We start from the raw sequence: 13,228 nt of genomic DNA, 5'->3' as shown, positions 1-13,228 counted from the left end.
CTGTGTGCCGTGTTCCGGCCGCGTGGGCGACCGTCACCCGCCGTAGCAGACATCTGCAGCCCCGGCCCGACCGCTACTCTCAGGGCCATGCCCGCCAAGATCTCCGCCCACGACGTGCTCGAGTTGGTACTGGACGCAGGCAGCTTCGTCTCCTGGGACACCACACCCGTCGATGCGCGGCCGAACGAGAAGTACCGCGCCGACCTGCAGAAGGCCGCCGAGAAGTCGGGCGTCGACGAATCGGTGATCACCGGCGTCGGCACGGTTCGCGGGCGCCCGGTCGCGGTGATCGCCTGCGAGTTCGCGTTCCTGGCCGGTTCTATCGGTGTGGCCGCCGCCGAGCGGATCGTCTCCGCCATCGAACGCGCCACCCGTGAGGGTCTGCCCCTGCTCGCCTCGCCCACGTCGGGGGGCACGCGCATGCAGGAGGGCACCGTCGCCTTCGTGCAGATGGTGAAGATCGCGGCGGCCGTCGCCACCCACAAGGCCGCCCATCTCCCCTACCTGGTGTATCTGCGGAACCCGACCACCGGCGGAGTGTTCGCGTCCTGGGGTTCCCTCGGGCACATCACGGTGGCCGAACCCGGTGCGCTCGTGGGGTTCCTCGGACCCCGCGTCTACGAGGCCCTGTACGGCGAGAAGTTCCCCGAGGGCGTGCAGACGTCCGAGAACCTGTACCGCAACGGCGTCATCGACGGCGTCGTCCCCGCCACCCGCTTGCGCCGGCTCGTCCATCGGGCGTTGCGGGTGCTGATCGATCCGCCGACGCCGACCGCCACCGTCACCGAACCGGCGCCGGAGGCCGACATCCCCGACGTGCCCGCGTGGCAGTCGGTGATGCTGTCGCGGCGCGCCGACAGGCCCGGCATCCGGCACCTGCTACGGCACGCGGCCACCGAGCAGGTGCCCCTCAGCGGTACCGGTCAGGGCGAAACCGAGGGGACGGTGCTGCTGTCGCTGGCTCGTTTCCGGGGCGCACCGTGTGTGTTGCTGGGCCAGGACCGCGCCGGGCAGTCGGCGCTGAACACGATGGGGCCCGCCGCCCTCCGCGAGGCACGCCGCGGCATGCGGTTGGCGGAGGAACTGCAGATCCCTCTGGTCCTGGTGATCGACACCCTCGGTGCAGCACTGTCTCAGGAGGCGGAGGAACGCGGCCTGGCCCCCGAGATCGCCCGCTGCATCTCCGACCTCGTGACGTTGAAGACGCCGACCGTGTCCGTTCTGCTCGGTCAGGGCACGGGCGGCGGGGCGCTCGCCTTCCTCCCCGCCGACCGGGTGCTCGCCGCGCAGAACGGGTGGCTGGCCCCGCTTCCTCCCGAAGGCGCCAGCGCGATCGTCCACCGCGACACCTCGCACGCCCCCGAGATGGCGGCCGCCCAGGGCATCCGTTCGCTCGACCTGCTGCGCGACGGCGTCATCGACGCCATCATCCCCGAGCATCCGGACGCCGCCGACGAGGCCGTCGACTTCTCCAAGCGGGTCGGCGAGGCCATCTCCCGGGAACTCCGTGCCCTGACCGGGGTTCCCGAAAGCGAACGCTTCGCGGCCCGGCTCGCCCGCTACCGGAACCTCGGCCTACCTAAGACAGTTTGATCGTCGGGTTGTACATGTCCATCCACAGCGCGAGGTCGAGCGTGCGCTCGAGTCCGCGCCGCGACACCTGACTGATCTGTGGGGTGTCGACGGACACCGCCCGGGACAGCCAGTCCGCACTGACCAGGCCGAACACCGGGTGCGAGGGGTCGCTGAGCAGGTCCTTGCCGTGCTGCTGCAACGCCACCGCATACTTCGGGTCCTGGGTGGACGGGTACGGCGACTTCACCCGGTCGATCACCGACTGCGGCAGCACGTCCCTGGTCGCCGCCCGCAGCAACGATTTCTCCTTGCCGTCGAACGTCTTCAGCGACCACGGCGTGTTGTAGACGTACTCCACCAACCGGTGATCGCAGAACGGCACCCGGACCTCGAGTCCGACGGCCATGCTCGCGCGGTCCTTGCGGTCGAGCAGGACCCGGACGAACCGCGTCAGATGGAGGTAGCAGATCTTGCGCATCCGCCACTCGAAGTCGGATTCGCCGTCCAGCCGGTCGATCCCGGACACCGCTGCGTCGTACGAGTCCTGCACGTAGTCGTCCATGTTCAGCCCCGCCGTGACCTCCGGGGTGAAGATGTTGCTCTCGTCGCCGAAGTGCTCGGCGAACTGCACGAGCCACGGGAAGGTGTTCGCCTGCTGCGCCTTCGGGTCGAAGAACTGTTTGTATCCGCCGAACACCTCGTCGGCCGACTCACCGGACAGCGCCACCGTGGAGTGCTGACGGATCGCCTTGAACAGCAGATACAGCGACGCGTCCATGTCGCCGAGGCCCATGGGGATGTCACGTGCCCGGATGACCTTCGCGCGCACGGCGGGGTCCGCCAGTGCGTCGGAGTCGAGGACGATGTCCTGGTGCGCGGTCCGGGATCGCCGGGCCACGTCGTGCACGTACGGAGTGTCCGGGGTGCCCCGCAGTTCGTCGGCTACGAAATGTTCGGTCTGACCGACGAAGTCGACGGCGAACGTGCGAACAGTCTCACCCACCTCGGCGAGCTGCTCGGCGGCGATGCCGGTCATCGCGGACGAGTCGAGACCACCGGACAGCAGGGTGCAGCGCGGCACGTCGGCGACCAGTTGCCTCCGCACGATGTCGTCGAGGAGTTCGCGGACGTGCGCGACGGAGGTGTCCCGGTCGTCGGTGTGCGGGCGGGTCTGCAGGGTCCAGTACCGGTGCGTTCGCAGTCCGGTGCGCGAGACGGTGACCACCGTGCCCGGTTCCACCTCACGCATGCCGTCCCACACGGCGTGTCCCGGTGTCTTCACGAACGCGAACAGCTCCCGGATCCCGTCCATTGTGACGGTCGACTCGGCGATCGGATTGGCAAGGATCGCCTTGGGTTCCGAACCGAACAGGACGCCGTCTCGGGTCTCGTAGTAGTAGAACGGCTTGATGCCCATCCGGTCGCGGATCATCACGAGTGTGTCGGTCCGCGAATCCCAGATGGCGAACGCATACATGCCGTTGAGCCGCTCCGCGACGGCCTCTCCCCACTCCAGGTATCCGTGGAGCACCACCTCGGTGTCGGAGTAGGTGGCGAACCGGTGACCGCGCCGGTACAACTCCTCGCGCAGTTCACCGAAGTTGTACACCTCACCGGAGTAGACCATCGCAACGGTCCCACCGGGGGTGTCCACGCTCATCGGCTGATGCCCACCCGGCAGATCGATGATCGCGAGCCTTCGATGCCCGAGCGCGGCGTGTTCGACGACCCAGGTACCGCGATCGTCCGGTCCCCGGCAGTTCATCGTCTCGGCCATGGCATCCACGGTGGACTGTTCGACGCGTAGATCGCGTTCGAACGAGATCCATCCGGCGATTCCGCACATGTGTTCCTCCGGCTGTCGCTGGCGCTCTTCCTTCAGCGCGTGGTCAGTTGCGAGGTGGCGAACCGAGTCGGAACCGTAGCAATCACATTGACTGTTCTTTACTCTTGCTAACCACCTGTATTCCACGGTAACCCTTTTCGGCGCGCAGGAGGTGGGCCCGGAAACACCGCCGGTCGGAACGGCGCGGGTTCGTCGGTCGCGTAGGCCTCGGATGCGCGTGCACCGGGCGACCGGTGCCGCACCGCATCCAGGTGCGCCGGCCGTCGGCGGCGCTCCGCCCGAATCCGGGCAGCGGTGTTCTCCGCACGGGTGCGGCGGCGGGCCGCGGCCGCGGCATGGTCACTTCCGGCGGCGCGGTCGCTTCCGCCACCGTGGTCGCTTCCGCCGGCATCGCTCCGTCCGGCACCCAGGAGCCCCGACGACCGCGGTCGGTATCGGTGACCGGTGGGCGCGACCGACTCGAATCCACCGCCAGCGGACACCCTCCAGTGACCGGAATGTTTGAGCCGGTGATGATTTCGACAATAGGCAGTGCAACCACTCGCACCCGCCGGCCCGCACCCGCATCCAGGTGTCGAGCACGGTGCCGGGACGGTACGTCGGGACGACAGAACCGGTGCCCGCACCGCTTCGACATCCGCGTCGGCTGCGATCTCGCGCGCGTGCGCCGCGTCGACGATTCCGTAGCCGTCGAGGTAGGCCGGTTCGTCGCCGCCCGAAAGTGTGGAGTCGAGCACGATCAGGTGCACGAGGGGCTTGCGCGCGGTCGTCGCGATGCGGGAGCTCTTGCCGCAATCGACTCGCCCGCATTCACAGTGCACGAACCCGACCCCGTCGATGAGCGCGGACAATCCGTCGGCCCGTCTCAGCTCGTACGTTCGAAGATCCTTCGGGCACAAGGTATTTGCCGGTTCACGCAATCTCGCGTCGAATGCGCGACCCTGCGCCGCAGGGATGGGACCGAGGATTCGGCACATGCCGTCCTCTGCCGCGCTGACTCCGACGAAGCTGTCCGCCTGCGCCTTCTCCCGCTTGGCCCGCACCCCTGCCGGGTCGAGCCTTGCGATGATGCGGTTGGCGGCATTCGTCAGCCTGCGGCCGGTCAACCCAGTTCCACCGGAGCGAAGTGGGGCCAGAACCTGTTCGAGGAGTTGATGTTCGACCTCGCCGATCCGGTCATCGCTGACGTTTGCCGTCGCGTCGTCGATCAGGCGCACCCGGTACATGTCGAGATCACCGCGCGCCATGGCCTCGCGTGTGGTGTGCAATCGGGTACGTAACGATATGCCCAGGCCGATCAGCCGACCCGCCGCCGCTCGCCCCATGGTGAGCGCGGCACCGATCTCGGCCTCGACCACTTCGTGTGCGGTCGACGTCCACGCCCCGTCGGACTCGACCTCGGCAGTGCGGCGTACGAAGAGCTGGGCGATCACCGCCAGCTTCCGTTCGGCCACCACCGACTCACTGCGATGCAGGTCGGTCATCAACTCGACCAGACCCACATCGGATTCCCCGTCGACGAGACAGCAGACCGTCTCGCGAACCCCCCGATCGAATACCCCCGTATCGAACATGTGTTCTACGCTAGCGAAATCCCCTGCGCTCCACAAGACCCGAATCGGAGCCCGCCCGCCTACCCACTCCCCGCGACGATGGCGGGCACGGTGGCGGCCACGATGATCGCGGCGTTGACGGCCTCGACGGATTTGCGTACGGTCTTGCCGGCCCAGTCGCCTTCGGCGATCTCCTTCGCCCGTTTCTTCACGGCGCGACGATCGGCGTCCGGGAACAGCTTCGGGGCCGCGTCGACGGCGGACAGCAGCGAGACGAGCGCGGCGGTGCGCGGAGTGGGGGTGATCCCGTCGAGGAGTGCGGCGCCCAGTGCGGACCGCAGCGCGCGTTCGTGGCTGCCGTCGACCTCCGGCCACCGGGTGGTGGGGAAGATGCCCAGCACCTTGCCCTTCTCCTCGCGGACCCATCCCGCGTCGACGATGCGCTTCGCGAGTTCGTCGCGCAGGTTCTTGGCGAGCTTCTCGATGGCTGCTTCCGGTTTCATCGGCTTGGACGTACCGATGAGGTCGACGGCCCGGGCGAGCAGCGGATCCTGCGGCCGCACTCCGTCCCGGACGACGAGACGCCCCTTCTTGACATCCTCGCCGGGTTCGGCCGGGGTGACGACGTCGCCGAGGGCAAGTTCCAGAAGGACTGCGCCGGCGAGGACGCGCGGCATCCGGGTCCCGTCGACGACGGGCTTTCCCGAAGTGTCGTCGAGCAGCAGCAACAGCAGGTCTTCGGCGAGCAGCGTCATGCTTCCACGATAGGGCGGGCGTCGCGGCGAAGTCCGGTGTCCGTTCAGCCGCCCCGGGGAATGTTTGCCGGTTACCGTGAAGGGGCAATGTTCTGAGTATTCACCGGACGGTTGTCGGGCACCGCAGTCAAAGCACGAGGAGCGGCTATGAGCGCGATCGGACACTGTCGGGCACTCCTGGCGGTCGCCGTCGTTGCGTCGTCGGCCATGTTCGGTCAGGTGGCAGCGGCGTCGGCGGACGAGTGGCGGGCCCTTCCCGCCGACAAGCCGGCGTCGGCAGACGGATCCGTCCTCGACCACATCGAGGAGATCGACGACCGCCAACTGAACATGTTCGTCTACTCGGCAGCGATGGAGAAAGTGATTCTCCTCGAGGTGATCCGCCCCGCCGACACGAGCGTGCCCCGGCCGACTCTGTACCTGCTCAACGGTGCCGGTGGCGGCGAGGATTCGGCAACCTGGCAGGCGAGGACCGATGTGGTCGACTTCTTCGCCGACAAGAACGTCAACGTCGTCACTCCCGTCGGCGGGGCGTACAGCTACTACACCGACTGGGAGAAGCCCGATCCCGTCCTCGGCGTGAACAAGTGGACCACCTTCCTCACCGAGGAACTTCCGCCGATCGTCGACGCCACACTCGGAACGAACGGTGAAAATGCCATCGCGGGTCTGTCGATGTCGGGCACATCCGTCCTGAGCCTGGCCGAGGCGGCCCCGTCGCTGTATCGCGCAGTCGGCGCGTTCAGCGGGTGCGCCGAGACGAGCACCAAACCGGGCCGGGACTACGTCACCTTCGTCGTCAGCTTCCGAGGCGGCGACGTCGAGAACATGTGGGGACCGCCCGACGACCCCGCTTGGGTGGCCAACGACCCCGTCGTCAATGCCGAGAAGCTGCGCGGCATCGACCTGTACATCAGCAACGCCACCGGGCTGCCCGGCATCCACGAGAACCTCAACGGCCCGGACATCAACGGAGACGTCGGCGTGCTGGCCAACCAGGTGATCATCGGCGGCATCATCGAGGCCGGAACCAACGAGTGCACCCATCGGCTGGCCGACAGGCTGAACGCTCTGGGAATCCCGGCCACGTACGACTTCCGGCCCACCGGCACCCACTCGTGGGGCTACTGGCAGGACGACCTGCACAACTCCTGGCCGATGATCGCCGGTTCCCTCGGCCTCTGACCGATTCACGACGCGATTCCGCTGGGCGACGAAAAACCACCGCCCAGCGCAGGCGTCCGCCCCGCCCGTCCGGACGGTGTCCCGGACACCCGACGTCGCATAGGGTGTTGCGGGTCACACGACGACGAGAGGACGTGCATCGATGAGCTCCCCGGGAACTCCGCCTTCGAGCGACGACCATGGCCAGAGCTACGCCGAGGTGTACCGCCGGAGCACCGACAGTCCCGAGGACTTCTGGCTCGCCGCCGCCGAGGCCGTGGAATGGGTGAAGCCGCCGACGCGGGCGCTCGACGATTCCGCCGCCCCGATGTACCGGTGGTTTCCGGACGCGTCGCTGAACACCTGCTTCAACGCCCTCGACCGGCACGTCCGGGACGGCAAGGGGGATCGGGCTGCGTTGATCTACGACTCGGCGATGGCCCCCGCTGCGTCCCGCACCTACACCTACGCAGAACTTCTGGACGAGGTGTCCCGGTTCGCCGGCGTCCTGAAGGACCAGGGCGTGGTGGCCGGTGACCGGGTGATCGTCTACATGCCGATGATCCCCGAAGCGGCGATCGCGATGCTGGCCTGCGCCCGCATCGGCGCCGTGCACTCGGTGGTGTTCGGTGGTTTCGCCGCGAAGGAACTCGCCACCCGCATCGACGACGCCGGACCGGTGGTCCTGGTGACTGCGTCGGGCGGCCTCGAGCCGGGGCGCACCGTCGACTACCTGCCGATGGTGGCGAAGGCGCTGGAGTTGTCCGGCACCCCTCCGCACACGGTGATCGTCAAGGACCGGGAGCAGGTCCCCGGTTCGGCCGCCGACTACCAGGGTGACGGGGCGGCGTGGTTCGACTGGGACGCGCTGATGGCGGATGCGTCACCCGCGGAGCCGGTTCCGGTGGCCGCGACGGACCCGCTGTACATCCTCTACACGTCCGGCACCACCGGGAAGCCGAAGGGCGTGATCCGCGACAACGGTGGGCATGCCGTCGCGCTCACGTGGTCGATGCGCAACATCTACGACATCGGCGCGGGCGACGTGTGGTGGACCGCGTCCGACGTGGGCTGGGTGGTCGGGCACTCGTACATCGTCTACGGGCCGCTCCTGGCCGGTGCCACGTCCGTGCTCTACGAGGGCAAGCCGGTCGGGACCCCGGATGCGGGCGCGTTCTGGCGGGTGATCTCCGATCACGGTGTGTCGGCGCTGTTCACCGCCCCGACCGCGATCCGCGCCGTCCGCAAGGCCGATCCCGACGCGAAGGAGATCGAGAAGTACGACATCTCCTCACTGAAGACGCTGTTCGCGGCAGGCGAGCGCCTCGACCCCGACACGTACGCGTGGGCCACCCGCGTCCTCGGCCGTCCCGTCGTCGACCACTGGTGGCAGACCGAGACCGGCTGGGCGATCTGCTCCAACCTGCGCGGGCTCGAACCGATGCCGCTGAAGGCCGGCTCCCCCACCGTCCCGGTGCCCGGGTACCGGGTCCAGGTGGTCGACGCCGAAGGGAACACGGTTCCCGCCGGGGCCGAGGGCAACATCGTGATCGGACTGCCGCTGCCCCCGGGCACCCTGGCCGGGTTGTGGCGTGACCCGGAGCGGTACGTGAGGTCGTATCTCGCCACGTTCGACGGCTACTACCTGACCGGCGACTCCGGTTACATCGACGAGGACGGGTACGTGTTCGTCCTCGGCCGCAGCGACGACGTCATCAACGTTGCCGGACATCGGCTTTCGACGGGCAGCATGGAGGCGGTGGTCGCGGGGCACCCCGCGGTGGCCGAGTGCGCGGTGGTCGGGATCCGCGACGAACTCAAGGGCCAGCGGCCCAGCGGTTACGTGGTGCTCAAGGCCGGGGTCGAGATCGACCCGGACACGCTCCGCAACGAACTGGTCGCGATGGTGCGCGAGCAGATCGGCGCCGTCGCCACGTTCCGCGACGTGACGGTCGTGCAGGCACTGCCCAAGACCCGCTCGGGCAAGATCCTGCGCAAGACGATGCGGCAGATCGCCGACCACGAGGAGTACACGGTGCCCTCCACCATCGAGGACGTCGCCGTACTCGACGCGCTGAAGAAGCAGCTGGGCGGCTGACCTCTCAGACCCGGACGGCCGCGTCGAGTGCGTGAACCACCAGTTCCTCGACGCGGTCCGCTTCGAGGGGGTCGAGGTCGAACAGGATGCGGTAGATGATCGGCGCCACGACGTGGTCGATCACGTGCTCGACCACACCCTGCACGGGTTCGCCGCGTCCGAGGATCGTCTCGATCTGGGTGCGGCAGAACGTCGCGCACTTGAACTGATTGGTGCCGTCCTCGGACCTGAGGGTGTCGGCGCTCATCACGACGTCGCGCAGTGCCGCCCGCCCCACCGGCGAGGACATCTCCTCGAGGTAGTCCTGCGCCCAGGCGACGAGGTCGCCTCGCACACTGCCGGTTTCACGCGGGGGCGCGTCGGGATGCAGACGCTCGAGCGCGACGTCCGCGAACAATTCGGTGATGTCCCCCCAGCGCCGGTAGATGGTCGACGGGGTGACCCCGGCGTCGGCGGCGATCATCGGGACGGTGATGTCCGCTCGGTCGCGCTCGTCGAGAAGTTTGCGCGTGGACGCGTGCACCGCCTGCTGGATGCGGGCGCTGCGACCACCGGGGCGTGGACCTGGAGCCGGACTCATGCCCCCATGCTAACGCAAAGACGTTGCATTAAGAATGGTGGCGGCGTAGCGTCCATTAACGCAAACCTTTTGCATTAATGTTTCCGGGAGTACGCCATGACGACGCTTGCCGCGCCCGAAGCACCACCGACGTCTCGACCCGCACTGCGCCGCGGAGCCGCCTTCACGCTCGTCGCGGTCGTGATCGCCACCCTGCTCGGCGCGTCTGCCGCACCCACACCGCTGTACGAGGTGTACCAGTCGAACTGGGGTTTCTCGTCGCTGCAGTCGACGCTGGTCTTCGGCATCTACGCCGTGAGCCTGCTGCTGGCGCTGCTCACCGTCGGGTCGCTCTCGGACTACGTCGGCCGCCGGCCCGTGCTGATCACGGCACTCGTGGTCGAAGCCGCCTCGATGATCATGTTCGCGACAGCCGAAGGCATCGGCCTCCTGCTGTTCGCCCGCGTCGTGCAGGGTTTCGCCACCGGCGCCGCGATCAGCGCACTCGGTTCCACACTCCTCGACCTCGAACGCACGCCCGGACGCGGCGCCATCGTCAACAGCATCGCGCCCACCGTCGGCCTCGCACTGGGCGCCATCGGATCGAGCCTGATCAGCGAGCACCTTCCCCGGCCCACCAGCACCGTGTTCCTGGTGTTCTTCGCGCTGTTCCTCCTCGAAATCCTCGGCATCTGGGCGGCACCCGAGACGGCGGTCCGGCAGAAGGGGGCTCTGGCCTCGATGCGTCCGACACTCGCGGTCCCGCCCACCGCACAGGGCATGCTCGTCCTCACCGGACCCTGCCTGGTAGCCGTGTGGGCGCTGGGCGGCTTCTACCTGTCACTCGGACCGTCGCTCGCCCGCAACGCGCTCGACGTCCACACGTCGCTGATCGGCGCCGTCATGGTCGCGACACTCACCGGGACCGGTGCATCCGCGGTGTTCCTGCTGCGCAACGTGGCGGCACGCCCCATCCTGTACGTCGGAGCGTCCGCCCTCGTCGCCGGGGTCGCCATCACCCTGGTCGGCGCCGAAACGTCCTCGGCGCTGTGGATTCTCGCGGGAACCGCGGTGGCGGGCGTCGGGTTCGGCGCCGGCTTCCAGGGCACCATCCGCACCGTCATGCCGCTCGCCGAACCGCACGAGCGCGCGGGACTGCTGTCGAGCATCTACGTGATCGCCTACCTCGCCAACAGCGTTCCGGCACTGATCGCCGGATACCTCGTCGGGAAGGTCGGGCTCGTCGACACCACCCGCATCTACGGCGGACTCGTCATCGTCCTCGCCGCGGCAGCCTTCCTCGGGCTTCTCATGCGCAAAGCGCCCGTGAGTACTTATTAACCGCCCGCGGTTAACAAGTACTCACAGGGCCTTGATCTCGCCGTAGCGGGCAAGGGCCTCCTGCCGTTCGTGGGCGTGGTCGACGATCGGTGGCGGATAGTCCTCGGGGCGACCGTCTTTCAGAGCGTGGACGGCCTTGCCGGGGATGCCGCGCAGTTCGGGCACCCACCGCCGCACGTACTCGCCGTCGGGGTCGAACTTCTCCCCCTGCGTCGTCGGGTTGAACACCCGGAAGTACGGCGACGCGTCCGTCCCCGATCCCGCGGTCCACTGCCAGCCGTGCTGATTGTTCGCGAGATCCCCGTCGACGAGCTGGTTCATGAAGTAGCGGGCACCCCGCCACCACGGCAGGTGCAGATCCTTGACGAAGAACGACGCGACGATCATCCGCACCCGATTGTGCATCCAGGCTTCGGCTTTCAGCTGACGCATCCCGGCGTCGACGATCGGGAACCCCGTGCGGCCCTCGCACCACGCCGTGTACGCCTCCTCGGCGTCGGAACCGCTGTCGTAGCGGATGTGGTCGAAGCGACGGTCATAGTTCCCGCGGGCGCTGTCGGGGCGCTGGAAGAGGATGTCGGCGTAGAAGTCCCGCCACGCGAGCTGCCGCCGGTACTGTTCGGCGCTCGTGCTGCGGCGGCGCGCGAGATCGCGGAGCATCGTCCGCGGATGAATGTTGCCGTACTTCAGGTAGACGGACATCCGGCTCGTCGCGTCGAGACCGGGACGATCCCGCGCATCCTCGTAGCCGGCGAGGTCGTCGTCGCAGAACTCCGCCCACCGCTGCAGCGCCGCCGCCTCACCCGCGGGGCACCCGTCGGATTCCGGTTCGGGGATCGCCACCCGCCGCGCCTTCACGTCGTTCGGGTCCAGCCACTCCACCGTCGCAGACCCGGTGTCGATCGGCGCGCGCCACCCGTGTTCGAGCCACTGCCGGAAGTACGGGGTGAACACGCGGTACGGCTCCCCGTCCGTCTTCGTCATTCGGCCCGGCGCCACGGCATACGGCGAACCGGTGGCCACCAGATCGACGTGCTCCGCGACGGCGGCATCGCGCTCGCGACCGTAGGGCCCGTAGTCCGCGCTCACGTGCACTTCTTCGGCCGATACCTTCTTCGCGACCCTCGGAACCACGTCGACGGGATCGCCCTTCACCACCAGCAACCGGCCGTCGAGTTGGTCGTCCAATGCGGCGAGACTGCGGAACAGGAAGTCCCGGCGAGCACCGCCCGATGTTGTCAGCAGCCGGTCGTCGAGGACGAACAGCCCGAGCGCCCGCGCCCCCGACTCGGACACCGTGTGAAGCGTCGGCAGATCACCGAGCCGGAGGTCGCGCCGGAACCAGACGAGTGCGGTGTCCATACCTGCCACGGTAACGAAGCGCGGGCCGATCAGTTGGTGGAGCGAGCCGACGACAGCACCGACAGGTACGGCGCGTCGATGTCGTAGTGCTCGAACGCCGACAGCGCCGCGCGGGCAAACGTCCGCTGCACCGCCCACTGCCTGCCGGGCTTGGTCCGCGCGGTGATCCGCAGTGTGACCGATTCCGCGGTCACCGAGTTGACGCCCAGCAGTTCCGGGGGCTCGAGTACGTCGGCCGCGATCGCGTCGCCCTTCGCCGCCTCGGTGACGGCCTCCAGTGCCACCTCGCACGCCCGCTGCACGTTGGCGGCGTGCGCGATCGGCAGATCGACCACCGCGACCGCGTAACCCTGGCTCATGTTGCCGACGCGGACGATCTCACCGTTGCGGCAGTACCAGAGGGTGCCGTTGACGTCGCGGATCGTGGTGACCCGCAGACCCACCGTCTCGACCGTGCCCACGGCCTCGCCGAGGTCCACGACGTCCCCGACCCCGTACTGGTCCTCGAGCAGCATGAAGATGCCCGACAGGAAGTCCCGGACGAGGTTCTGCGCACCGAATCCGAGTGCGACACCGATCACTCCGGCGGACGCGATGAACGGCGCCACGTTGACGCCGAGGACGGCGAGGACCTGGAGCACCACCCAGATGAGCACCACGATCGACACGGTCGATTTGAGGACGGACCCGATCGTCCGGGCGCGTTGCGCGCGGCGCTCGTAGACCATTGCCTCCTTGACGCCGCGCGGGGCGCGTTCCCGCAGGGGACGGAGCATGGCCGGTTTGTCGGAAGGCTCCCGGGGCCGCGTCATCCGGTCGATCATCCGGTGCAACGCGAAACGCAGCACGAGCGCCAGGACGACGTAGGTCGCGATCTCGGCCGGGCGGTGAATCAGCCAGTCACGGTTGGTTTCGGTCAGTTCGAATGCCTGCAGCGAAGAAAACATCTCCAACGAGTGTACGGACGAGACACGC

General features: G+C 68.2%; 10 protein-coding genes. 4 read left to right on the top strand and 6 right to left on the bottom strand.

Features of this window, described 5'->3' with window-relative positions; all coding sequences use genetic code 11:
- The first annotated feature begins 87 nt into the window (after positions 1-87).
- Positions 88-1,593: an acetyl-coenzyme A carboxylase carboxyl transferase subunits beta/alpha gene (locus tag PSR88_RS25515; protein ID WP_016881050.1), complete on the top strand. Its 1,506-nt coding sequence runs from the start codon at positions 88-90 to the stop codon at positions 1,591-1,593.
- Here PSR88_RS25515 and asnB read toward each other — a convergent pair.
- From asnB to PSR88_RS25500, 3 genes are all read right to left on the bottom strand, one after another.
- Positions 1,580-3,421, bottom strand: coding sequence for an asparagine synthase (glutamine-hydrolyzing) (asnB, locus tag PSR88_RS25510; RefSeq protein ID WP_016881049.1), 1,842 nt, complete (start codon positions 3,419-3,421; stop codon positions 1,580-1,582). The two genes, PSR88_RS25515 and asnB, sit on opposite strands and share 14 nt — an antisense overlap.
- Before the next feature lie 107 nt (positions 3,422-3,528).
- Positions 3,529-4,995, bottom strand: coding sequence for a DUF222 domain-containing protein (locus PSR88_RS25505; protein ID WP_237723899.1), 1,467 nt, complete (start codon positions 4,993-4,995; stop codon positions 3,529-3,531).
- Between the two features lie 59 nt (positions 4,996-5,054).
- Positions 5,055-5,729 carry a GOLPH3/VPS74 family protein gene (locus tag PSR88_RS25500; RefSeq protein WP_016881048.1) on the bottom strand — a complete coding sequence of 225 codons (675 nt, stop codon included), beginning with the start codon at positions 5,727-5,729 and terminating at the stop codon, positions 5,055-5,057.
- Between the two features lie 147 nt (positions 5,730-5,876).
- Here PSR88_RS25500 and PSR88_RS25495 point away from each other — a divergent pair, with 147 nt between their 5' ends.
- Together PSR88_RS25495 and PSR88_RS25490 are read left to right on the top strand one after the other, a co-directional pair.
- Positions 5,877-6,914, top strand: a complete 1,038-nt coding sequence (locus PSR88_RS25495; RefSeq protein WP_009478049.1) for an alpha/beta hydrolase — start codon at positions 5,877-5,879, stop codon at positions 6,912-6,914.
- A 142-nt stretch (positions 6,915-7,056) separates the two neighbouring features.
- Positions 7,057-8,991 (top strand): propionyl-CoA synthetase, encoded by a 1,935-nt coding sequence (locus PSR88_RS25490; protein WP_016881047.1) that lies wholly within the window; start codon positions 7,057-7,059, stop codon positions 8,989-8,991.
- Between the two features lie 4 nt (positions 8,992-8,995).
- On the opposite strand, the gene PSR88_RS25485 is transcribed toward PSR88_RS25490, so the two are convergent.
- Positions 8,996-9,571 (bottom strand): TetR/AcrR family transcriptional regulator, encoded by a 576-nt coding sequence (locus PSR88_RS25485; protein WP_011597271.1) that lies wholly within the window; start codon positions 9,569-9,571, stop codon positions 8,996-8,998.
- A 96-nt stretch (positions 9,572-9,667) separates the two neighbouring features.
- Between PSR88_RS25485 and PSR88_RS25480 the strand changes: the two genes are divergently transcribed.
- On the top strand, positions 9,668-10,891 hold the full coding sequence (locus tag PSR88_RS25480; protein ID WP_016881046.1) for an MFS transporter: 1,224 nt from the start codon (positions 9,668-9,670) through the stop codon (positions 10,889-10,891).
- 21 nt (positions 10,892-10,912) lie between these two features.
- Here the strand turns inward: PSR88_RS25480 and PSR88_RS25475 are convergent, their stop codons facing one another.
- Positions 10,913-12,253, bottom strand: coding sequence for a cryptochrome/photolyase family protein (locus PSR88_RS25475; RefSeq protein ID WP_016881045.1), 1,341 nt, complete (start codon positions 12,251-12,253; stop codon positions 10,913-10,915).
- A gap of 29 nt (positions 12,254-12,282) precedes the next feature.
- Entirely contained in the window at positions 12,283-13,200 is a 918-nt protein-coding gene (locus PSR88_RS25470; RefSeq protein WP_029538381.1) for a mechanosensitive ion channel family protein, read from the bottom strand.
- Positions 13,201-13,228 lie beyond the last annotated feature (28 nt).

The organism is Rhodococcus sp. DK176, from assembly GCF_038447315.2.
Classification (GTDB): Bacteria; Actinomycetota; Actinomycetes; order Mycobacteriales; family Mycobacteriaceae; genus Rhodococcus_F; species Rhodococcus_F jostii_A.
Note: the sequence above shows the minus strand (reverse complement) of the source record. Positions and strands in the feature narration are given on the sequence as shown.